At 35.6% G+C, this 22841-nt stretch carries 20 protein-coding genes and 2 tRNA genes; 3 read left to right on the top strand and 19 right to left on the bottom strand.

All coding sequences use genetic code 11. The features are described 5' to 3' along the window. Positions 1–27: 27 nt before the first annotated feature. Positions 28–456, bottom strand: a complete 429-nt coding sequence (locus MY04_RS13750; RefSeq protein WP_066210417.1) for a T9SS type A sorting domain-containing protein — start codon at positions 454–456, stop codon at positions 28–30. A 117-nt stretch (positions 457–573) separates the two neighbouring features. Further along, positions 574–649 (bottom strand) — tRNA-Lys (locus MY04_RS13745). Positions 650–775: 126 nt separating this feature from the next. On the opposite strand from MY04_RS13745, the gene MY04_RS13740 reads away from it, so the two are divergent. Further along, entirely contained in the window at positions 776–1504 is a 729-nt protein-coding gene (locus MY04_RS13740; RefSeq protein ID WP_066210414.1) for an SH3 domain-containing protein, read from the top strand. Positions 1505–1658: 154 nt separating this feature from the next. Here MY04_RS13740 and MY04_RS13735 read toward each other — a convergent pair whose 3' ends face one another. From MY04_RS13735 to MY04_RS13695, 9 genes are all read right to left on the bottom strand, one after another. Then, positions 1659–3602 (bottom strand): GAF domain-containing protein, encoded by a 1944-nt coding sequence (locus MY04_RS13735; protein WP_066210411.1) that lies wholly within the window; start codon positions 3600–3602, stop codon positions 1659–1661. Positions 3603–3833: 231 nt separating this feature from the next. Beyond that, the gene (locus tag MY04_RS13730) at positions 3834–5195 is read right to left on the bottom strand and encodes an MFS transporter (protein WP_066210408.1); all 1362 of its coding nucleotides are present in this window, start codon (positions 5193–5195) and stop codon (positions 3834–3836) included. 220 nt (positions 5196–5415) lie between these two features. Further along, complete coding sequence (locus MY04_RS13725) at positions 5416–5619, bottom strand: hypothetical protein (RefSeq protein WP_066210406.1); 204 nt, start codon at positions 5617–5619, stop codon at positions 5416–5418. A gap of 210 nt (positions 5620–5829) precedes the next feature. Beyond that, entirely contained in the window at positions 5830–6432 is a 603-nt protein-coding gene (locus MY04_RS13720) for a trimeric intracellular cation channel family protein (RefSeq protein ID WP_066210404.1), read from the bottom strand. Positions 6433–6443: 11 nt separating this feature from the next. Beyond that, positions 6444–7487, bottom strand: a complete 1044-nt coding sequence (locus MY04_RS13715) for a glycosyltransferase family 9 protein (RefSeq protein ID WP_066213301.1) — start codon at positions 7485–7487, stop codon at positions 6444–6446. Positions 7488–7652: 165 nt separating this feature from the next. Then, positions 7653–8261, bottom strand: a complete 609-nt coding sequence (locus tag MY04_RS13710; RefSeq protein WP_066210402.1) for a DUF4254 domain-containing protein — start codon at positions 8259–8261, stop codon at positions 7653–7655. A gap of 50 nt (positions 8262–8311) precedes the next feature. Beyond that, entirely contained in the window at positions 8312–9103 is a 792-nt protein-coding gene (gene rlmB / locus MY04_RS13705) for a 23S rRNA (guanosine(2251)-2'-O)-methyltransferase RlmB (RefSeq protein ID WP_066210400.1), read from the bottom strand. 143 nt (positions 9104–9246) lie between these two features. Continuing rightward, positions 9247–9849: a hypothetical protein gene (locus MY04_RS13700; protein ID WP_158297701.1), complete on the bottom strand. Its 603-nt coding sequence runs from the start codon at positions 9847–9849 to the stop codon at positions 9247–9249. Between the two features lie 103 nt (positions 9850–9952). Next, positions 9953–11185 carry a M28 family metallopeptidase gene (locus MY04_RS13695; RefSeq protein ID WP_066210397.1) on the bottom strand — a complete coding sequence of 411 codons (1233 nt, stop codon included), beginning with the start codon at positions 11183–11185 and terminating at the stop codon, positions 9953–9955. A 206-nt stretch (positions 11186–11391) separates the two neighbouring features. On the opposite strand from MY04_RS13695, the gene MY04_RS13690 reads away from it, so the two are divergent. Beyond that, positions 11392–12531, top strand: a complete 1140-nt coding sequence (locus tag MY04_RS13690) for an acyl-CoA dehydrogenase family protein (protein ID WP_066210395.1) — start codon at positions 11392–11394, stop codon at positions 12529–12531. Between the two features lie 160 nt (positions 12532–12691). Here MY04_RS13690 and MY04_RS13685 read toward each other — a convergent pair whose 3' ends face one another. The 8 genes from MY04_RS13685 to MY04_RS13650 all read right to left on the bottom strand — a co-directional run bounded on the left by MY04_RS13685 (position 12692) and on the right by MY04_RS13650 (position 19665). Further along, positions 12692–12889, bottom strand: a complete 198-nt coding sequence (locus MY04_RS13685; RefSeq protein WP_066210394.1) for a PspC domain-containing protein — start codon at positions 12887–12889, stop codon at positions 12692–12694. Positions 12890–13097: 208 nt separating this feature from the next. After that, positions 13098–13182, bottom strand: a tRNA-Ser gene (locus tag MY04_RS13680). An 88-nt stretch (positions 13183–13270) separates the two neighbouring features. Beyond that, a complete protein-coding gene (locus tag MY04_RS13675; RefSeq protein ID WP_066210392.1) occupies positions 13271–14221 on the bottom strand; it encodes a YihY/virulence factor BrkB family protein in 951 nt (316 codons plus the stop codon). Continuing rightward, positions 14222–14644: an acyl-CoA thioesterase gene (locus MY04_RS13670; protein WP_066210391.1), complete on the bottom strand. Its 423-nt coding sequence runs from the start codon at positions 14642–14644 to the stop codon at positions 14222–14224. It lies immediately after the preceding gene. Between the two features lie 268 nt (positions 14645–14912). Beyond that, positions 14913–16079 (bottom strand): molecular chaperone DnaJ, encoded by a 1167-nt coding sequence (dnaJ, locus tag MY04_RS13665; RefSeq protein ID WP_066210389.1) that lies wholly within the window; start codon positions 16077–16079, stop codon positions 14913–14915. 14 nt (positions 16080–16093) lie between these two features. Next, positions 16094–16696: a nucleotide exchange factor GrpE gene (locus tag MY04_RS13660; protein ID WP_066210387.1), complete on the bottom strand. Its 603-nt coding sequence runs from the start codon at positions 16694–16696 to the stop codon at positions 16094–16096. 277 nt (positions 16697–16973) lie between these two features. Continuing rightward, positions 16974–18164 (bottom strand): M20 metallopeptidase family protein, encoded by a 1191-nt coding sequence (locus tag MY04_RS13655; RefSeq protein WP_066210385.1) that lies wholly within the window; start codon positions 18162–18164, stop codon positions 16974–16976. A 124-nt stretch (positions 18165–18288) separates the two neighbouring features. Further along, positions 18289–19665 carry an ABC transporter permease gene (locus tag MY04_RS13650; RefSeq protein ID WP_084005881.1) on the bottom strand — a complete coding sequence of 459 codons (1377 nt, stop codon included), beginning with the start codon at positions 19663–19665 and terminating at the stop codon, positions 18289–18291. A gap of 348 nt (positions 19666–20013) precedes the next feature. On the opposite strand from MY04_RS13650, the gene MY04_RS13645 reads away from it, so the two are divergent. After that, on the top strand, positions 20014–22644 hold the full coding sequence (locus tag MY04_RS13645) for a WG repeat-containing protein (RefSeq protein WP_066210384.1): 2631 nt from the start codon (positions 20014–20016) through the stop codon (positions 22642–22644). Positions 22645–22841: the final 197 nt, after the last annotated feature.

Here is a 22841-nt window from a genome sequence, read left to right as displayed (position 1 = left end):
TCCAACTAAAGAGATGACAAGCTTTTTTTAATGGGAGTTTACTACCAAGCGTTTTGTTACTCTTTGATTTCCGTTTAATACAGAAACGAAATATAAGCCTTCTGAAACTTCTACTTTAGGTTTATATTTTAATTGTACTTTAGAATTATCTACAGATATATCCATACGGTAAATCAAGTTTCCGATGGTATTATAGAGCAATACTTGTACAGGGAATGAACGATCGATACCATCAATTTCCATTGAGACATTTAGACCATTTTCTTCTGCTACAACAGGGTTTGGTAGAATTACCAAACTTAAAGTTTGATAAGTAGTAATTGTATTTTCTTTTAAGGGAATTCTTCTTTCTGAAGCGGATGCTTCTAAAGAGATAAAAAATCCTAAAATAATTAATAGGCTACTACTCAACACATATTTGTATGTTCTCAGTAGTTTACTTTTCTCATAAATCATAGTATTTTTTTAGTAAAGGTGTTCTATAGGCAGTTTAATTTCGTGTTGTTTATAATATCCGAAAAAAAGTTGAGTTTATCAAGGCATAAAAAAAGCCAACACATTTCTGTATTGGCTTGGTGATCCCGCTGGGGCTCGAACCCAGGACCCTCTCCTTAAAAGGGAGATGCTCTACCAACTGAGCTACGGAATCATAATTTTTCTAAAAGATCGCAAGTAATTTTAGAAAATTAAAACGACCTATTAAATTTGAAAAACTCGTTTGTCTTTCCTTTTTTGCGAGTGCAAATGTAGAATGATTTTCAACATCAAGCAAATAATGAGATTTATTTTATCCTTAATAAGTTTATATTTATTGACTTTCAGTCAATTAGGATTTGGATTTTCGGCCTTAGAAACGAAAATTTCCAAAGCAGATTCACTTTTTGAATCACAACAGTACATTGATGCTTACACTATTTACGAAGATATTTTGACAAATGATCAAGCGTATTCTTCAAGAATGTTGCTTCGAATGGCCTTTATTCAAGAGGGACAAGACAATTATTCCACTGCTTTGTACTATTTAAATCTGCAATATCGCCTTACGGCTGACCGTCAGACGTTAAATAAAATGACAAAAATTGCAGAGGAAAACAACTTGTTGGGATATCAGTATTCCGATAAAGAATTTTTTGTTTCCTTGTTCAATAACATGCAAACACTTTTTGCAGCCGTTTTAATTACCTTGATAACGGTATGTTTGGTTTTAATGTTCATTAGAAGGAAACAAAGTTTGTCAATTACAACTTTAACTTTCTTTGTTGCAGTTTTTTCTATTATTGGACTATGGGCTTTTAATGGAGGAATTGAAAGAGAACAAGCGATTGTGAGAAATCATGGAGCGTTATTGATGAATGAGCCATCTGCCGGTGGTAAGAAGCTTGCAGAGATTGTTCAGGGCGAACGTTTGAAGATCGAGAGTGAAAATGATATCTGGTACAAAGTAATTCTTCCTAACGATGCCGAGGGTTATATTAGAAAAAGGAGAGTATTTGAAGTCAAATAGAGTATTGTGATTCTTATAGACGTAACAGTATAATAATGACTTTGCAGACTTCAATGCATAAATAAAAATGCCTGATACATTTTAACTGTATCAGGCATTTTGTTTACTCAATTAAGCAGCTTAATTGCTTAAGTAATCTTGTTTCAATTTTTTTCTAAGCCTTCGAAATAGAAATCAACCATCGTTCTCCATCTTCGAAGTATACTTTACGAACTTCAAGAGACATTTTATTTCTTTCTCCTAAGTTATTGAGAATATCATATTTTTCTTTTTGATGTAGATTCTGCCATTCTTCTGTTTCAGTGAAGCCAGGGATGATTTCTTTGATATCCATCTGCTTTAATTCATCAGCATTAAATCCAATGAACTCTTGCATAGAAAGGCTACCAAAATAGATTTGTCCGCTATCCTCAACAATAAGTAATCGGCCCGCAGTTGAGTCAACAATTTCGTTAAGAAGCTTCTTCGTAGATTCTGTTTCTCTTCTTTCTCTTACCAATTGCTCTTGCGTAGCCTGAAGTTCTTCCATACTTTGCTTTATTTCCTCCTCATTGGTACGAAGCTCATCTGTTAGGCGTTTACTGTCATTGTATAGCTTACTTACGTTAGAAGTGTTTTCTGAGGTTACTACAGAGGTCGCTATAGCTCCACCGATCTCATTCAATAGCTGAAGTGCCTTTTTCTCTAAAGGTTTAAATGATGAAAGTTCCAGAATTACTTCTACGATACCATGCGATTTGAATGGGAATATGGTGATAGAGTTAGGGGAAGCATCACCCAAACCAGAACGAATGTTGATATATTGATCCGGAATTTCTGTAAGGTAAATAGGCTCGCCTTCTTGCCAAATTTCACCTATAAGTCCTTCACCTCTTCTGATCTTCAATCCTTCTTCCTCTTTGTAAGTATCAAAAGCATATAATGAAGTCAGCTCTAAAAATTCATCTTGAGTGACAGGATCTTTTTTATGAATGTAGAAGGCCGCGTGTGTACAATTCATAAAACGGCTCAATTCTTTGACCAAGGCATGACCTAATTCAACAGAATTGCCACTATGAACACGTATTACTTTGTTTAATCGAGCCAACCCTTCGTTTACCCATTCTCTTTCACTTCGTTCATCGGAGTTTAATTTAAGACGGTTTTTCGTCTCTACTAAGGATTGAATAAAAGGATCGGATTTATAACTTTCTTTATCTTCAGCACTAAACTCGACATCATAATTTCCTTTACTAAACTCCATCACATACATAGAAATGTCTTCCAATTTCTGACGCATACTCATTAAAGAGCCACGCATTTTGGTCATTTCTTTGGTACCTCTTGAATTAAATTCAACATCAAGATTACCGGCCGCAATAAGGTTCCCTTTTTCCGATAATTCTTCTAGAGGTTTAATGATGAGGTTGTTGAGTAAAAGTGCATTGACAAATACAACAATGCAGATCAGAATAATGGCAATCAGAATAAAACGAACCAATTGATATTCGATTTCTTCTGAATCATTCACATAGGCTTTTACTAAATCCTGATTGACTTTAAGCATCGCTCCAGAATTTTTCTCCAGATACGTTAAGCTATTTCTTACAGTGATGTTTTCTTCTTCAAAACGACTCAAAAGCCCCACACTATCCGATAAGTATAGCGCCATATCAATATCCATGTTGAAAGAATAATTTGATGTATTCAGAGGCTCTTCTAGTATGGTTCTAACATTATTTCTAAATGGCTTCCAAACTTCCTCAATACGCTCAATATAATCGTCTACACGTTCATTAGCAGGACGGATCTTCTTGCTTTCCATCTCTGGAACAGAACCACCGTGTTTCATCACCAATAAAGATCCATCATACAGGTTTAAAGCATTTTCTAGATCATCTTTAGCCGATTGATCTCCAGTATTTACATAAATATTGGCCAACAAAACAATTCTTTGGGAAAGCATTGAATTACGAGCAGAGACATCTACTTCTAAACTCTCATTAGTGTAAAGTCCTACAAGAGTGAGGACCGTGAACAGTACTGCTCCAATAAGAATACCTCCCACCCAAAAGATGAGTTGCTTGATAGAAAATTGCTTAAAGTATTTCTCGATCATTATATTTTATCCCTGAAAAAGGTAGGTCGTTTTAAAAAGTGAGTAGATCAACTAGAGAGATAACGTTCAAATTCCTCAAATTGATACTTTTGATTAGATATAATTAGGCGTAAAATGTGTGCCAAATTTGAAGTTATACTGTTTAAACCAAAAAAAGAGCATGACAGAAGGAAAACTAATTCCATCCAAAATGCTCTTTTAAAAAAAGGTATATAGGTAAATCTGTTTGATTTATTCTTCAGTAGAAGGTTTCTTATCCGATACTAAACCTACGCAGAATGAACCAATAATGAGTAAAACACCTGCGAAAGTAAGTAGACCTACTGTGTTTCCATCGAAGAAACTTGTAGCGATTGAACCTCCAAAAAGACCAGCGAAAATTTGAGGACCTGCAATAGTTACATTGAAAATACCCATGTATAATCCCATTTTTTCAGCCGGTAAGTTTTCTGCTAAAATACTGAAAGGCATTGCCAAGATAGCAGCCCATGCCATACCTACACCAATCATAGGAATAAGCAACATGTACTGATCTTGAATATAACTGATACTTACTAAACCAATACCACCACAGATTAAAGCACCTGAGTAAACTGCTTTTCTGTTTAAAGTTTTAATTAGGATTGGCATCGCAATAGAGAATAATGCAGCCGCTAAACTGTAAGCAGCGAACATTATACCTACCCAGTCACCCGCTTCGTTATACGCTTTTGATGTGGTGTCTGTTGTATCCCAAATGTGTTGAGCGATAGCAGGAGTAGAGTACACCCACATAAAGTAAAGTGCTACCCAAGAACATAATTGCACTGCTGCTAATTGTATCATTACTTTAGGAGACCCTAATAGAGTATCCATAAATTCCCTAATACCACCTTTATCTTCTTTTTGAGCTTTAGCCTCAAGATCAACATTATTATACTCTGCATATTCTTTTGGAGGATACTCTTTCGTTCTCATTGCTGTCCAAATCACCGTCAAGATTAACGTTGCTCCACCAATATAAAACGACCATACTGTTGAATCAGCTACTTTTTGACCAGCAGCGGTATCCGGTTCGTTAGAAACGCCCCATGCTGTTAGTATAAATGGTAATGCTGAACCAATAACAGCACCAGTGTTAATCAAGAATGATTGAACTGAATAACCTAAATCTCTTTGTTTATCGTTAACCATATCACCAACTAAAGCTCTAAATGGCTGGAAGGTGATATTGAAAGAGGCATCCATGATTAATAGCATAATGGCACCAAAAATCATTGGAGGTAGAAATGCTACAAAAACTTCAGAATTCGGCATTAAGAACATGGCCAATGTCGCCATAATTGCACCACCTACAATGTAAGGAATTCTACGTCCAAGTCTGTTCCAAGTAAAGTCTGAAGCACCACCAATAATTGGTTGAATAATAATACCCGCAATAGGAGCCGCTAACCAGAAATAGCCCAAGTGATGCACATCTGCACCCAAAGCTTGTAAGATTCTACTCACGTTACCATTCTGTAAGGCAAATCCAAATTGTACACCAAGGAAACCAAAACTAAGGTTCCAAATTTGCCAAAAGGATAAATCGGGTTTAGGAGTTTTATTTGACATATAAGTTATCTTCGATTATTTAATTTCATACAAGAGGTAGAATCTTTTTTTTCCTATCTCCAATGACAAATATAAAAATGTAAAAGAAACAATTATGATAAGTTGGCGATTGATTTTGATGATTTTTGATAAAAAAATATTGCAATCGGTTGTAATTTTATAAACAAAAAAAGTCCCTACCTTTTAAAGATAGGGACCGTCAAAATATTTTTTGATAAGATTATGCTCCAGCCGCTTTTTGCTTGTTTTTACATTGGCTTGGATCTTTACCGCAGTAGCTACAAGATTTACCTTCTGGATTTAGAAATGGGCTTTGAGAAGCACAAGTACCTTCAAATTTTCCATCTTTCTTGAAAATCAGTTTTACTGACATCAAAATAAAGAATAGACCAAAAATGCCTACACCTAATAAGAAAGTTTCCATATGATTTATATAGTTATTTGTCTTTAGAAGACGGTGTAATTTTTTCTTTTGTTATCACAAATGTAATGAAATGTTTATGGGAAATGATGATAATTGGCAGATAATCATCAGAACTTACTAACAAATTAACAAATGTTCATGTGTTTTTTTGTTCTTTAAGCTCCAAAAAGAGTATTTGATGTGACCACTGAAAGAACAAAACAAACTTAACTATTTCATCTTAGGCAAAGTAATATGATACTTAATGGCTAGAATACGAATCGAAATGACAGAAAATACACTTGCCCAAGTAGTTATGTTGTCCGCTAATCCTAAGTAGGAAAGGAGTACAAAAATAATCCCGCCCACAATACAAGCAGTAGCGTAGATCTCTTCTCTAAAAATAAGAGGGACCTCATTGCATAAAGTATCGCGAATAACACCTCCAAGTACAGCTGTAAATGTTCCCATTATGACACAAATTGCAGGAGATATCCCCATAAGCGATGCTTTTTCTACACCAATAAAAGTGAAAACACCTAATCCCATGGTGTCGAAAAGAAAAAGGGTAGTGCGTAACCTGGTCACTATTTTTTTAAACAACACAGTAAAAGCTACCGCTCCTGTAATGACCAAAAGGTAATTGGTATCCATTGTCCAGAAAACAGGAGTACTGCCTAAAATAGCATCACGAACGGTACCTCCGCCAACAGCAGTTACACTCGCGACAAACAAGGCACCGAAAATATCAAATTTCTTTTCCGATGCAGCTAAAGATCCAGAAATAGCAAAAACAAACGTTCCTACTAAATCAAGAAAATAGATGAGAGACATGGTATGAATCCTTATTTATTTAAAACTGTTGCCACTCTCTGATAGACCATCTCTGGAGTGACTCCCTCCAAACAAGCATAGTCTTCTCTTAGGCAAGGTTTGTTACCAAAGACCGAACATGGTCGGCAAGGAAGTTCCTGAGTGGATAACTCTACGATATTCGCTTTATCTTGACCGTAGCCAATAAATCCAGCATAATGATGAGTGGCTCCCCAAACCGATACTGTCGGCGTTCCTCTTAAGGAAGCCATATGCATATTGGCAGAGTCCATACTGACCATCACATCGAGATGTTCGATAATATCCAACTCTTCTTTTAATTTAATTTTTCCAGCAAGGTTAATGCTTCCAGGCACTTGCTCCACACATTTATCCAAAAGCTTTGATTCTTCTCCAGGTCCACCGAAAAAGATCACTTTTGCATTTTCTTTTTCCTGAAGCAATTTAGCCAAAGCGACTGCTTTCACTTCTCCCCAAGCTTTGCCTTTGTGTTGAGCAAAAGGGGCGATGCCAATCCAAGAATTATTTTTTCCGCCTAAAAGCTCTAACTCTGCCTGGTTTAAAGCATCAGAAACTTTAGGACTTAATTGATGAGGAAGTTCTACCGTTAAACCAATTTTTCTGAAGACATCTGCATATCTTTCGGGCATTGGCCTAAGCGGTTGCATCACTTTATCTTTTGGTCTAGTAAGCTGTTTTTTGCCCTTACGCCCTTTGTCAATTCGAACGACCTTAGTACCTGATGTTTGGAAAAAAGCATCCAATATAAAGGTTCTTAATACGGAATGTATATCAGCTACTGCTAAAAATGGACCTTGTGCCTGAAGCGATTTGTATAGCTTTCTAAGTCCTTTAAAGCCGTTATGTTCCCCGTTTAAATCAGCTCCAAAAAAGGTTAACCTAGGAATGTTTTCGAAAAAAGGCTTTAGAAACGGACGAGAAACCATGACGATTTCGGTATCCGGATTCTGCTTTAAAACCTCTTTAAGCACTGGAACGGTCATAGCCACATCGCCCATTGCTGAAAATCGAAATGCTAGAATTTTTTTTGACATGAAATAAACAGAATGTTGATAAACTTTAGTAATTCTAAGGTTAGACCATTGAAAAGCATAACCCGTCATAAAAATAAAAAGTTGTTTCCAAATACAAAGAGTAATATGAAAACAACTTTTAAAATAATCCTTATTAGAGGATCTATATCATAGGATAAGAGAGGATTATTTACCTTCCTTATAAAGTACAGGGTTTAACGAAGGATCGTTGTACATTTTCATTTGCTTGTACACCTTCATGTATTTTTTACCTGCTGCAATATCATTTACTAATTCTTCGATAGCAGTTGATAAGTCAACTCTTTGCTCTAAAAGAATATCCAATTTTGCTTGACAAGCTTCTTTATGCTCAGGAGTAGCGTTTTCACGGTTTACTTCCTCTTGCATATGATAAATTTTCAAAGCAAGAATAGATAAACGGTCAATAGCCCATGCAGGAGATTCAGTGTTGATACTTGCACCCTCTACCGCTGCAACATCTTTATATTTTTCCAAGAACCAGCTGTCGATGTATTCTACTACATCTGTTCTTTCTTGGTTAGAAGCATCAATACGTCTTTTGATTTTCAACGCTTCATCTGGATTAATTTGAGGGTCACGGATGATGTCCTCTAAGTGCCATTGCACAGTATCGATCCAGTTTTTAAGATATAATAGGTGTTGGATATCTTCCTTATCAAATGGGTTTTCGATAGGAGTATCTACGTGGTCTTTTACATGATAAGTATCGATGCTTTGTGCAAAGATTTTATTACAATTTTCAGTAAACTGCATAGATGCTTTTGTTTGTTATCTATAATTTTTCACAAAGATAGAAAAATGCATTAAGCATTCATCATTCTTTGTCTATTCGCTTCAAAAATGATGATTCCGGCAGCAACACCAACATTCAATGAACTCACTTTACCTGTCATTGGAATTTTAGCCAATTTATCAGAGATATGAATCAATTCACTGTTGATACCGTCTTCCTCAGAACCCATAATAATAGCCGTTGGTCCTTCCATGTCGATGTAGTACACATCTTTAGAACCTTTCTCAGTACAAGAAACCAACTGAAGACCTGCTTCTTGAATTTCAATCACTGCCTGAGTCAAATTGTCTACTCTTGCTACAGGAATATGGTTTAAGGCACCTGCTGATGTTCTCACAGCATCACTACCAATTTGTGCAGAACCTTTCTTAGGAATCACAATTAAATCTACTCCGGCACATTCAGCTGTTCTAGCAATGGCACCAAAGTTTCTAACATCAGTTACTCTGTCTAATACAAGAACTAAAGGCACTTTACCTTCTTCGTAAGCAGTAGCAATTACATTTTGAGGGTCCACATAGTCGATGGCTGGTACGAAACCAATCACCCCTTGGTGATTCTTAGAAGTAATACGTTGTAATTTTTCTTGAGGAACACGAGAAACCACGATACCTGCTTTATTGGCCATTTTATGAATAGCTGCTACAGACTCGTTAGATGAATCTCTTTGTATAAATAATTTCTCGAATTGTTTTCCTGCTTCTAAGGCCTCGAAGATCGGCTGAATACCATACATGATATCTTCAGCATTTGTTTTTGGACGTGGTGATCTTCTAAAATGTTTCTTTTTATTATCGTACATAATGTTGTAATGAACTTGGAAATGAACCCAGCACATAACTCAAATTGCACGAGGTTCCACATGCAAAGGTAATGGAAGAATTTAACAACTGATTAGAATAGTTGTAAACTTCTCATAATCATTTTATAAAAGACCTGTTTTTTTTAGTTTACTTCATCATGATGTTCACAAACATCGAATTGAGACATATCTTCTTTGCCATTTGCTGAAATTTCTTCGTAGTTACTTTGAATATCTGTTACACGAAATAACTCATCGTAATAGTACTCCCAGATTTCGTTATTTTCTTTATCTAAAGAAGGGACTCCCCAATTGGTGGAAGTCATAATACTATTTCTATACAGTTCACCGTGATATTCTAATTTTCCATTTCCTCTATGGTGATAACCTAATAGTGCATGACATAATTCATGAGAAACTGTAGAAAGCATCGCAGCTTCATCTCCTTTCATATATTTCTCCCAGTTTTTAGAAGTCTTATTGATGTTGACATTACTGGTCATTGGATTACCCTTACCATTAATGCCTGAATAAGATGTTGTATGAATGGTGACTTTTTTATTTTTAAAGAAGACATTTCTTTTTGAGGCTTCTTGAATATATCGATCGACCATAGGCTTTAATTTTAAAGCATCTTGATCTTTGTATTCTACCTTAACTTCATCAGCAGGAACGTGTTCGTCTAGTAAAACACAAGACTGAAGCGAAACAAATAGCACGAGTATGAATAGTAAGCGATGTTGCATGAGAGATATATAATTAAATAGTTCTTATATCTCTTTTTACTGATTATCACCCCTAAAAATTGAAATTGTTAATACTTGTTCGGTTAATACATTTTAACACCTTTTAAAGATGATCACAAAAGTCGATTATCAGCTGATATGCCCCTTTAAAATCACTTAAAGGCAATGGGGTTTTATCATTGATATCGTGATAATGCGTCCAAGATTTTCCCATCAAATAAAAGAAGAAAGAAGGTACTCCCGCTTCGCTGAAGAAATAATGATCAGAGTTGGCTGCCTTCCCTCTAGATTGAATAGAGGATAAGTAATTGCCTTCCGTATTCAAAGAATCGAGTAATTGATATTGTTCCGTATATACTTTTCCATTTACGGCCATCATGCCGTCTTCACCTGTGCCAAATAAATCGAGATTCACCAAGAATTTGATTTGATCTAGGGGAATAAGAGGATGTTCTACATAATATTTCGATCCGATTAACCCGACTTCTTCACCACCAAAAGCAATAAATACAATAGATTTCTCTGGAGGATTTTGTTGGTAATGTTTCGCTAATTCTAAAAGCATAGCCACTCCAGAAGCGTTATCATTTGCTCCGGGGAAATAGGTTTTCTTACCAATGCCTCCCAAATGATCATAATGTGCGGTGATGAAGATGTATTCCTCAGGGGATGTTGTACCGTTGATCACCCCAATAACATTTTGAGACTTGTATTGTGGTTTCATCAACCCCAAAATATCTAAACTCAATTCTTTATTCTCCTTAGTGATCTTCTCTTTCAAGACAAAAAAACGAGGTTGTGGCATTTGATATTGTGATATCCCAGAGGTTAGTTTTTTATCCACTAGCACGATAGTAGCATTGGCTTCCATCATTTTAGGAAAAAGCAATCGACCCCAGCTCATTTTATTTTGCTCTTGTTTTTGATCATAGACTAAAACGAGTCCTGACAAATCTTTTTTCATAAACTCTTGTTGGGCTTCTTTATCAGAAAATATGGCCTCGTTGAGAAAATGAATTTTTCCTGTTGATTTTCCTGAACCACTGTCAGACGCAGGTATATAATCTTTTCCTAAAACTAGAGATGTGCCATCCACTTTTAAACTGATATTTTGTGGGAAGGTATTTACATCAAAAGAAAAATCTTGATAATAATTTTCATGATTTAAAGCACGAAGACCAAGTTTAGAAAATTGCATTTGAATAAAATGTGCCGCTTTCTGATCTCCATTTTTTACATAACCTCTACCGAACAATTGTTTGCTGCATAAATGCTCGATGTTTTTATTTACCTCGTCCATGTTTTGTCCAAAGCCACCAATGGTCGATATAAACATTATGAATATCAAGAAGTTTATTTTTAAAGAAGTCATATCACCTAGATTAAAAAATATGAAAAATACCACTCCATAAATTTAATTTTTAAAATCTTAATTCTTAATTTATTACAACCAAAAACGCAGAAATAATTAAATCATTGAAATAAATAATCAAGAATTAAAGGTCTCTGCCTTGATTTCACTTACTAACTATACCTAAACACATGATTCAAGATATTTTTGAAACACAAAAGATGATCGAAGATTCGGTCAGGAAATTTGGAGAAAAACACATTGCTCCCTTCAGAGAACAATGGGACGACGACGAACACTTCCCTAAAGAATTATTCCATCAAATGGGTGAATTAGGACTCATGGGAGTGCTCGTTCCAGAAATGTATGGAGGCTCAGGATTAGGCTATCATGCCTATGTTTCTGCGATTGCCGAATTGGCTTACTTCGATCCGGGTATTGCCTTGTCCATGGCAGCACACAATTCTTTATGTACCAATCACATTTTGATGTTTGGAGACGATGCCCAAAAGCAAATGTGGCTACCTAAATTGGCAACCGGAGAATGGATCGGTGCATGGGGACTTACTGAACCCAACACAGGATCTGATGCCGGTAACATGATGACTGTCGCTGAAGATAAAGGCGATTATTGGTTATTGAATGGAGCCAAAAACTTTATCACTCATGGCAAAAGCGGAGATATTGCTGTGGTAATGGCAAGAACCGGTGATAAAGGTGATAAGCATGCGATGACTGCATTTGTCGTTGAACGAGGCACCGTTGGTTTTGAAGGCGGTCGTAAAGAAAAGAAACTAGGTATGCGTTCTTCCGAAACAACCGAAATGATATTTACCGATTGTAAAGTACCAAAGCAAAATGTACTTGGCAGGGTAGGAGAAGGCTTTGTACAGGCTTTGAAAATTTTAGATGGTGGTAGAATTTCTATTGCAGCATTGGGATATGGCATCGCCAAAGGTGCCTTAAAATGTTCGATTGAATATGCACAAGAGAGAGAACAATTCGGAAAGCCGATTGCTCATTTTCAGGGAATCTCTTTCAAATTGGCTGATATGGCAACAGAAGTAGAAGCGGCTTATTTATTGATTAAAGAAGCAATTGAAAAGAAAAACCGTGGAGAGGATATCAATAAAGCTTCAGCTATGGCAAAGTACTATGCTTCTGAAGTGGCTGTTCGTACTTCCAATGAGGCAGTACAAATTTTTGGAGGATATGGTTTTACCAAAGACTATCCTGTAGAAAAATATTACCGCGACAGTAAGCTTTGTACTATTGGAGAAGGAACATCGGAAATACAAAAATTAGTGATTAGCCGATGCCTTTTTAAATAGAATAAGTGATTAAATACAAAAAGGTTGTTTTATAATAAAATGGTTTAACGTACCGACGTTGCATTGCAACATCTTGTTGACCACATTATAAAACAACCTTTTATATTTAATTAGGGTAGATGTTTTTTTTAAAAATCTACCCTTTTTTCTATGCAATTCTTTAGAATTCTAATTCATCTTTTGGCATCACTAATGCAGCGACTATATAAATTAGAATTGGTGATCCAACACCAACGACAGTTGCAATTGCAAATCCTAATCTAGGTAATACTGGATCAATGTTAAAGTAGTTTGCGATACCACCACAAACACCCGCTAAGACGGAGTTTCTTGTTGATTTTACGAGTTTTCTTGACATGTTATTAATATTTATTCTAGTAATTTGACACTTATGTAAATATACGTGAATTTGACTGAAAAGGATGCATCAAATTCACTGTTTTTTATTGAAATTTTAAAGAGTTCAAGCTTGTTGGAAATCTTGTTTTGGGCTTTTAATTAAAAATCTAATCTCAAAAATTGAAAATAAAAAAAGGCTTCAGAAAATTCTGAAGCCTTATTAGTTGCAGAGAGTGAGGGATTCGAACCCCCGGTACCTCGCGGTACAATGGTTTTCAAGACCACCGCATTCGACCACTCTGCCAACTCTCTGTGTCATTTGACGTGTGCAAATATGCACGGTTGATTTTAATTTTCCAAAGCCTTAATCCATAAAAAATACAAATAAAATTAAATTATTTTATCTGAATTCTTCAGGAGGATTGGATTCCGACCATAATTGTGCTTCCTCTATAGTTGTATTGATTTGGAAACCAATAAGTAAGATCATAGCGATGGTGAAAACCCAGCCCATCATTCCCATAAAGGCACCCAAGGAACCGTAAAGGATATCGTATGAATTAAAGGTGTCTAAATATATTCCAAATAGGAGGGAGACCAAAATGGACAAGGTGGTAGCCACAATAGATCCAGGAGTGAAGATCTTTTTCTTCAGCTGATCACTTGGGGCATATCTAAAAATCATCACAATATTGAAGAAGAACATCAACACCACAATAAGGAATCGAAGGATTAGTAAACTATAAATAGTAAACTGATTATTGAGGAAACCGTGTTCATGTAAATACTCTAAGGAATGCTTTCCCCAAATAAGCAGTAATGAGGAAGCACATAAAGTAAGCAGAAATAAGAGAGTAAGGTTTAATGCCGTCATAAACTGCATCGGATAGCTTCTCTTATCTTCTAGATGATAACAACTATTGAAAGCATTCATAAGTGTCCTCATACCCGTTGTGGCCACATAGGTTGCACCAATAAAACCAAAGGAGAGAAATCCACCTCTCGACCTGCCTTTTAAATCTTGTATTGGTCCTTCAATGGCCTGATACACATAATGAGGCAAAATCTCTTCTCTAAAAATCTGAAGAATGCTATCGAATTGATCGAATGGTATATATGAAATTAGGGTATAGAAGAAAATGATAAACGGAAGCATGGCCAAACTAAAGCTAAAGCCAATGGCCTGTCCTCTTTGCAATAAATCATTTTGATCTACTCTATGAATCAAAGCTTTACCAAAAGTATAAAAAGAGACTTCAGTGTGAGGTACTCTAGAAGAATTTAATTTTTCTTTCAGCTTTTGATAACGATCGTGATTTCGGATCTTATTATGTATTTTATTTTTACTCACTTAAGCTTCTGTTGGTTCAACAAAAAACGGCGCAATGAGCTCCAAAAACTTTTGAGGAGCACGGCACGGTCTGTAAGTATCTTTACTCATAAAGGCTAGTTTTGTCCAACCTGTATGTAACAACTCATTGTCTTGGTTGTATATCTCGTATTCAAACTGAAGTTTCACTTTCGGCAACTCCAATAATTTGGTGCGAATAGTGATTAGATCATCATATTTCGCAGGTTTTATGTATTTCGAGAAGTTTTCTAAAACAGGGAGCATCACTCCATCTTCCTCCATCTCCTTATAGGTCATGCCTAAAGATCGAATAGATTCTGTTCTTCCGATCTCGAAAAACTTGGCATAATGACCATAATAAACAAATCCCATTTGATCTGTATCTGCATAACAGATCCTTAATTGTGTTTCGTGAGTGAACATCTTTCAGCTTTTATTATCATCCTTTGATGAAAGAAAAAATAATTTTCAACAAACAAAGGCTTGTAATCCACAAAGATACAATATTTTGATTGAGAGGCTTAAAACTACACTTATGATTAACGCTATTTAATGATAAACAACAGTAATAAATATGATTTATAATGCCTTAATAATACCATTATCAAAAGAGTAGGAATAAAAAAAGCATTACCCAAAAGAATTGAGTAATGCCAATATAGTTATCAGAATATCTGATATTGATTTCTAATTATTGAGCAAAGAAGTCTTTCATTCTTGAGAAGAAGCTCTTACGCTTTTCTTCTTTGTGCTCGTGAGAAGGATTAAAGTTCTTCGATTCTTTTAATTTCTTCAGAAGTTCTTTTTCCTCAGAAGTTAATTTTACTGGAGTAAATACTGATACATGAATCAGTTGATCACCTACTCCATAACCGTTGATATCTCTAATACCTTTACCTCTTAGTCTTAATACTTTACCACTTTGTGTACCAGCATCAATTGGAACTTTAACACTACCGGTTAAAGTAGGAACTTCTACTGTTGTACCAAGAGCTGCATCAGCAAAGCTAAGGTGTAATTCGTAATGGATGTTTTCTCCATCTCTATGAAGATGTTCGTCTTCGATGGCTTCAATCACAATCAAAAGATCTCCAGCAACTCCGCCACCTTTAGGCATGTTACCTTTTCCTCTCATAGAAAGTTGCATTCCATCATCTACCCCTGGAGGGATATTGATAGACACTTCTTCTTCAGTATATACTCTACCTTCACCACCACAGCTATCACACTTGTGTTTAATGATTTTTCCTTCACCATTACATGTAGGACAAGTAGAATTAGATACCATCTGACCCAACATGGTGTTGACTACTTTTTGTACCTGACCAGAACCGTGGCAAGTATTACAAGTGGTCATGTCTGTACCGTTTTTCGCACCAGTACCGTTACATGCTTCACAAGAAGTATAGCGCTTAATGCGGACTTTCTTTTCCACACCTTGAGCCATTTCTTGAAGAGTCATTTTAAGCTTGATTCTTAAGTTAGAACCTTTACGCTGACGTCTTCCGCCACCGCCGCCGCCGAAGAAGTCGCCGAATGGGCTTCCTCCACCACCGCCGAAGATATCACCGAAGTGGCTAAATATGTCTTCCATATTCATACCACCCCCACCGCCGCCGAATCCGCCAGATCCGTCGAAAGCTTGGTGACCAAAGCGATCGTATTGCGCTCTTTTTTGGTCGTCACTTAAAATCTCGTAAGCCTCTGCAGCTTCTTTAAATTTTTCTTCTGCTTCAGTATCCCCAGGGTTTTTATCTGGGTGATATTTAATGGCTACTTTACGGTAAGCCTTTTTAATTTCTCCTCCTGAAGCATCTTTAGAAACGCCGAGTACTTCGTAAAAATCTCTTTTAGACATCGTTGTGTGTTTTCTTATTGTCCTACAACTACTTTCGCGTAGCGGATCACTTTATCGTTTAGGATGTAGCCATTTTCTACCACATCAACGATTTTATCTTTAAATTCTTCTGTTGGTGCTGGAATTTGAGTAATTGCATCGTGGTAATCAGTATTCAACTCTTTACCAGTAGCATCTTCCATTTGCTTTAATCCTTGACCTTCTAGTGTTTTCAACATTTTATCTTTGATCATCACTACACCATCAAGTACTTGCTTTACTTCCTCATTATCTGATTTTGTATTGGCAATTGCTCTTTCGAAATCATCAATAGTAGGAATAATAGCGTTCATCACTTTCTCGCTACCCGTTTTTTGCAACGTTAATTTCTCTTGAGAAGTACGTCTACGGAAGTTGTCGAACTCAGAGTAAAGACGAAGATATTTGTCTTTCATTTCTGCTAGTTCTTGTGATAATTTGTCTACCTCAGAAAGTTCTTCAGAAGCTTCCTCAGCTGCTTCTTCTTTAGTTTCTTCAGTTGTATTTTCAGAAGCAGTATCCTCAGTAGTTTCTTGAGACTCCTCAGTTACTTGCTCTTCTTTATTTTCAATATTGTCTTGTTCTTTATTTTCTGCCATTTTCGTAATTATTTCTTGGTTGAAATACACACTCCGTTTTTATCAACAATATTGCCAACTGACATTCTGGGTCATTTTGTCGGCATTTTACTGACAAAGGTGAGATTCTACTACGTAATCTTCTGATATTGTAAAATTCAACTGAAAAATTGTCAGAAAAAAATACCTTGATGAAGTTTAACAACATCAAGGTATTCTTAAAAATTTTGATAACACTTCAGTGTTTTCAAAATCAAATATCACTAGCCCACGATTTCAATCGTGGGAAAATTAAAGGTTATGCATTCAATTCCGACAACGCCAACCAAGCCATCAGACCAACACCAATTTGCAAGGCATCTTCGTCGATATCAAAAGTTGGAGTATGTACAGAAGAAATAATGCCTTTTTCCTCGTTTCTAGTACCCAAACGGTAGAAACAAGCATCCATTTCTTGAGAGTAGTAAGAGAAGTCCTCTGCAGCTAACCAAATGTCTAGATCCACTACATTTTCTTCACCTAAATACTCGATGGCAGCAGCTTTATTGCGTCTAGTTAATTCGGGTTCGTTCACCAAGAAAGGATATCCTTTTTGAATGTCCATTTCTACAGATCCGCCCATACCTTCTGCAATGCCTTCTGCAATTTTAGTAATTCTTTCGTGTGCTTCCATTCTCCATTCTTCGTTCATGGTACGGAATGTACCTTGCACTTTAACTTCGTTAGGAATAACGTTGGTAGCACCAATTGCTCTTACATCTCCAAAAGATAAAACTGATGGAATTTTTGGAGCAGCGTATCTACTCACAATCTGTTGTAATGCCACAATAATATGTGATGTGATTACTACAGGATCTATATTTTTTTCTGGCATTGCACCATGTCCACCTTTACCTTTTACTGTAAAGTAGATCTCGTCGGCACTGGCCATATACATTCCTTCTCTAAAACCTACTTTGCCACAGTCGATAAATGGCATAACGTGTTGACCAATAATCTTTGTAGGTTCTGGGTTTTGTAAAGCACCATCTTTGATCATCAAAGAAGCACCTCCAGGTAGTTTTTCTTCACCCGGTTGGAATATCAATTTAATGGTTCCCTCGAACTGATCTTTGATGGAGTTAAGAATTCTTGCCGCTCCTAATAATGATGTCGTATGTACATCATGACCACAAGCGTGCATTACTCCTTCATTTTTTGATTTGTAAGGAACATCGTTGGCTTCAGTAATTGGAAGTGCATCCATATCACCTCTTAAGGCAATCACTTTTTTGTCTGGATTTTTTCCTTTGATCAAACCAACTACACCAGTTTTAGCCACACCTTCTTGTACTTCAATGCCATAACTTTTTAGTTTTTCTACCACAAATTTAGCGGTTTCGAATTCTTGATAAGAAAGTTCTGGATTGGCGTGAAGATGATGTCTGTTAGCTACAATCTCTTCTAAGTTTTCTTGAACTAATGTTTTTATTTGATCTTTTAGACTCATGTCAAACGATTGGATATATTGATAAATCCTTAATTAATGTAAATGGTAATTAGGGAATTGATATAAATTTTGATACAAATTTAATGAATTAATAATAACGGAGTGTTAATTCCACTTTGTTATTCTATCTCCTTGTATTTTTTGCTGCATTTCTCGCCGGAATGACCGAAGCGAGTAATGTAATTGTGGTGACTGTGATACAGATGATAAGAAAATCTTGCCATCTCGTTTCTACGGGATAAGCATCAAGAATACCGTTGTTAGCACCGGTGCTAATCCATTTAAATTTCTCTTGAATAAAGCAGAATGTGTAACCTGAAATCAACCCAAAAATAGCTCCTGATACCGCCACTAAGCTACCTTCAAAAACAAAGATTTTACGGATCATTCCATTCGTCGCTCCCATAGATTTTAAGACATTCATATCGTCATTCTTTTCTATGGAAAGCATTGCTAATGCAAAGAATACGTTGAATGAGGCGATTCCTAGAATAAGGGCAAAAGTTCCATAGGTAAAGAACTTTTCAATTTTTAATGCTCTTAAAACTTGAGACTGCTGTTCTGGTCGAGTTTTAATGGTGAATTTATCACCAATACTGTCTATTAGTAATTTCTTTACGTGGTGGGCATTGTACCCATCTGCTACTTTTATTTCTAGCCCTGTTCTTAAATTTCCATAGTTCAATAATGAGTTAGCAAATTTGATAGGAACAATAACAGTAGATTGATCAAACTGAGGTTCTGCCACAAAGACACCTCCAGCTTGTATGATTTTTTTATTGAACGCCTTGGCAGGGTCTAAAGAAGATTTTCCTTTTCTTTTCGGATACCAGAATTGGAGGGGATACATACTGTCTCTAAGCCTCAACCCAAGTTCTTGATATACTCCCGAACCGACCAATGCGTATTGATTATCGTTATTAAAAAGAGTATTGGTTCCTAATACAACGGTGGTGTCAATTTGTGTTTGAATCGCAAAATTATCGCTAACACCTTTCATGTTGACGACTTTTTGCTTGTTGTTGTATAAAATCAAGACTTTGTCTTCAATCACTTCAGTAATTGCTTCTACTCCCTCAATTTCTTCGATTTTATTTCTTAGCGTCCATTCGTAAGGGAAAGATTTACCAAAGGTGGCCTCAATTTTTAGTTCGGGATTGTGTCGATTAAACATTCCTGTTAACGTTCTTTCCATACCGTTAAATAGGGAAAGCACAATCACCAAAGCGGCAGTACCGAAGCCAACACCCACCATTGCGATGTTAGATAAAGTTTGAATAAAGTTTTGACGGATAAATAGTTCCGCCATTCCTTTATAGGTTTTACGAATTCTTTTTGGAGAAAAAGTAAACAGCACACCAATAGCCTTCCCAAGAAAGATCACAAGCCCAAAAGACATTTGCAACACTAAAGTCAACAACATCAAAGGTATATTCTTGATGTTTCTTTGTGAAAGGAAATACCTTTTAGATATAAAAAATGGAAGTCTAAACTTTGACATCAACACAATTAATTTCCACTTCCTGTATTTTAGGAAGTTTTAGAGGTTCAAATTACCACAAAGTTAAGCTAAGAGATGAAATCTCAACACAATTATTGAATTACTTCTATTAAACTTTTTAAAAAACTAGACTTTACCTATAAGATGAAGGTTATTTTATGCTATATATTTTATCAGATAGGAGTGATTTTTAGAAATTAAAGATATTACGTTTTACTTTTGCGAATGAAAACGAGGGGAGAAATGATCATTGTAGAACGGTTATCCTGATCATGTTAGAAATCTGATTTAAATACATTCAGATGAAAACAAGTAACCGGCGACAATTGAAAAAGATTGTATTTCACTATGCATAAAAAAATACTTACAATATTATTAATTTTTCTTTCAGGACAATTATTCGCTCAAAATGCTAGAAGTTTTTGGAAGTTGTCTAATAAAGGAGAATACGAGAAAATCTATAAAAAGCTTATCAAAGAAAATGGGGAGTTGGACGAAAGTGCCGCTTTAAATTATGTTTGGGGACTTTATTATATTCAAAATAAAGAGGTCTTTGATTTAGATACAGCTTATCAATTCCTACAAACGGCAGATACTTTATGGAGGAATGCGAACGACGATTTAAAAGGAGAGTTCATCAAACAATATGTGAATAACGATTCTATTAAAACATGGATTACCTATGTCGAAGCAACTGCTTATAAGCAAGCGAATAGCCAAAATACGGAAGAAGCGTTTGTGACCTATGTTCAGAAATATCCTCATTCTTTAATCTTGCCTCAAGCTATTCATAAAAGAGATAGTCTGGGATTTGAAAATGCTAAAAGAACGCATACTTACGAGTCGTATGAACTGTTTTTAAGAAGTTACCCTGATGCCAAACAAGCTGCTGTTGCTTTGGAACAATACGAAAAGCTAGTTTTTCAACACAAGACCAAAGACGCCAACGAGAAATCTTTACGATTGTTCTTGATGGAACATCCAAATTCTCCTTATAAAGAGGAGGTAGAAAGGGATTTGTATTGGATACTCACAAAAAATAAATCAAAAGTAGCCTATGAGTATTTTATTCGTGATTATCCCTCATCTAAACGTGCAAGTTCAGCTATTTTTCAATTGTTTTTGATGTCTGATGATAAGAAATCAGTACTTGAGACTTATACAGATTGGGAGCAAAATGATTACTACACTCAACTTTTACAAGATAAAGACTATACTAAAATCCCCGTAGCGATTGATAGTAATGTTGGGTTTATCAATAACTATGGTACCCTAAAAATTCCTGCAAAATACAAAGAAGCTGATGTGACTTATAATTGTCATGGTACCAATGAATTATTTCTGTTGTTATCAGATTCTACAGGAAAAAGAGGACTTATTGACCGATTTGAGAAGGTGATGATCCCTTTTCAATACAATCAAGTAGAATTTATTTCAAAAGGAATTTATACGGTAACATCAAATAATAAGGTAGGACTTTACTGTTTAGGAGAAGGCGAGTGGGTGCCACCTACTTACGATCAGATTATTCAGTTAAGCAGAAGATTGTATGGTGTTCGTATAAAAAATAGATGGGGTATAATATCTTCAGACGGCACACTTAAATTTCCAATAGAAGCAGGTCAGCTGATCCAATTATCAGAAAATAGAATGTTGGTAATGGAGAAGGGCCGTTGGGCAATGTACAGTGAAGACGATGTGTTTGAAGGGAAAATAAAGAGTACATCAGAAGATTTTGTCTATAATAGTTATAAGATTATAGACGATTCTTGGTTTCTCTTAAAACAATATCAAAAGTGGAGTTTATATACGCCTAACGGAGAAAAGTATTCTGATGCTTACGATGAAGTTAAAGATGTGAAAAAACACAATTTTTGGTGGGTAAGAAACGATAGCATATATGCAATGTTAAATTATCAGAATCAAATAGTGGTTGATAGTTTAAACTACCCATATGAATATGAAAAAGGTTTTATTTCTAAGGATAGTGCCGAATGGAAATCGTACAATTGGGTAGGAGATAGCTTGTTTAGAACCACTGCTGATACCATGTATTTCAATGGAAATACTGCAGATATTGTTTACGAGTTAAATAAGGAGACTTTTGTTCGATTTACTACTGGAATTGTTTGTGCTCTCGATAAATACAATGAGTGGAATGTGACTTATGTTCCACAAGATTCGGTTGAAGTTCCATTTATTGTGGCAAAATCTAAGAAAAATGGAAAATACGCATTGCTTAATGAAAAAGGACATCAGGTGATGACTCCGCAGTTTTCTTCGATGAGGATTGTAGAAAATGCAGTGGTAGCCAAATATGGCAACTTGATGTATCTCTATAATTTAGAAGGAAAAAGAATACTCAGTCAAGGTTTCGATGCAATTGAAGGTGATGGAAATGAGCTGAGTTTACGACTTAAAAAGAAGTTTGGATATTATAATACTCGAAACCAACATCAAATAGCACCTATGTTTGATGAAGCCATTGTCGCGACTACTTTAAGAAAGAAAGGGGTGGCTTTATGGCTAGGTCAAAAAGGAGGAAAGAAAGGGCTGTTTGATATCAACAATGTAAAAAAAGCTTCTTTCTATTATGATGATATGCAGTTGCTACAATTAGATTCCTCAAAAGTATTTGTATTAGAGGATGAACAGTGGAAGTTGTTGGATGTATCGAAAAATGATATTCAGATGACTTGCGAGGAATATCAGATTATAGAAAAGGATAAAGATTCTTTTTGGTTGAAATATAAAAAAGGAAATAAATACGGGGCGTATCACTCTTTATATGGTGATATCATTTATCCGGAGTTTGAGGAGATAGATAATATAGGTACGTTAAAAGCACCATTATTTAAGGTTCAGCAATACATTCATCAAGCTCGCTTACATATTGTCATGTACATTAACACTAAAGGAGAGGTGATTTTTACCTCAATGTTGAACGAAGAGGGATATAATAAAATTAAGTGTCAATAAAGTGATATTAGAGATATGTAAACAAGATGCCGATAAAATGTGAAATAATTTAAAATGTAAGATAGGGTCTTATTAATTTCTCAAAAAAATATGTTAATAGTCAGTAAATTTATAAGCAAAAAAAAATATGCTGAATTTTATCATTGTTTTATGAGAGTAATATTTCCTAAATAGCGTTAAGAAACCGGGAGCCAATA

Origin of the sequence: Flammeovirga sp. MY04 (genome assembly GCF_001682195.2) — a bacterium.
GTDB classification, from domain to species: Bacteria; Bacteroidota; Bacteroidia; order Cytophagales; family Flammeovirgaceae; genus Flammeovirga; species Flammeovirga yaeyamensis.
This window is presented reverse-complemented; position numbering and strand designations above follow the sequence as displayed.

Coding starts and splice junctions, on each gene's coding strand:
- MY04_RS13660 (WP_066210387.1), bottom strand. CDS start 16,696: ATGGCAGAAAATAAAGAACAAGACAATATTGAAAATAAAGAAGAGCAA.
- MY04_RS13700 (WP_158297701.1), bottom strand. CDS start 9,849: ATGCAACATCGCTTACTATTCATACTCGTGCTATTTGTTTCGCTTCAG.
- MY04_RS13690 (WP_066210395.1), top strand. CDS start 11,392: ATGATTCAAGATATTTTTGAAACACAAAAGATGATCGAAGATTCGGTC.
- MY04_RS13750 (WP_066210417.1), bottom strand. CDS start 456: ATGATTTATGAGAAAAGTAAACTACTGAGAACATACAAATATGTGTTG.
- MY04_RS13715 (WP_066213301.1), bottom strand. CDS start 7,487: ATGTCAAAAAAAATTCTAGCATTTCGATTTTCAGCAATGGGCGATGTG.
- MY04_RS13740 (WP_066210414.1), top strand. CDS start 776: ATGAGATTTATTTTATCCTTAATAAGTTTATATTTATTGACTTTCAGT.
- MY04_RS13645 (WP_066210384.1), top strand. CDS start 20,014: ATGCATAAAAAAATACTTACAATATTATTAATTTTTCTTTCAGGACAA.
- MY04_RS13710 (WP_066210402.1), bottom strand. CDS start 8,261: ATGCAGTTTACTGAAAATTGTAATAAAATCTTTGCACAAAGCATCGAT.
- MY04_RS13725 (WP_066210406.1), bottom strand. CDS start 5,619: ATGGAAACTTTCTTATTAGGTGTAGGCATTTTTGGTCTATTCTTTATT.
- rlmB (WP_066210400.1), bottom strand. CDS start 9,103: ATGTACGATAATAAAAAGAAACATTTTAGAAGATCACCACGTCCAAAA.
- MY04_RS13730 (WP_066210408.1), bottom strand. CDS start 5,195: ATGTCAAATAAAACTCCTAAACCCGATTTATCCTTTTGGCAAATTTGG.
- MY04_RS13720 (WP_066210404.1), bottom strand. CDS start 6,432: ATGTCTCTCATCTATTTTCTTGATTTAGTAGGAACGTTTGTTTTTGCT.
- dnaJ (WP_066210389.1), bottom strand. CDS start 16,079: ATGTCTAAAAGAGATTTTTACGAAGTACTCGGCGTTTCTAAAGATGCT.
- MY04_RS13685 (WP_066210394.1), bottom strand. CDS start 12,889: ATGTCAAGAAAACTCGTAAAATCAACAAGAAACTCCGTCTTAGCGGGT.
- MY04_RS13735 (WP_066210411.1), bottom strand. CDS start 3,602: ATGATCGAGAAATACTTTAAGCAATTTTCTATCAAGCAACTCATCTTT.
- MY04_RS13670 (WP_066210391.1), bottom strand. CDS start 14,644: ATGTTCACTCACGAAACACAATTAAGGATCTGTTATGCAGATACAGAT.
- MY04_RS13655 (WP_066210385.1), bottom strand. CDS start 18,164: ATGAGTCTAAAAGATCAAATAAAAACATTAGTTCAAGAAAACTTAGAA.
- MY04_RS13650 (WP_084005881.1), bottom strand. CDS start 19,665: ATGTCAAAGTTTAGACTTCCATTTTTTATATCTAAAAGGTATTTCCTT.
- MY04_RS13695 (WP_066210397.1), bottom strand. CDS start 11,185: ATGTTTATATCGACCATTGGTGGCTTTGGACAAAACATGGACGAGGTA.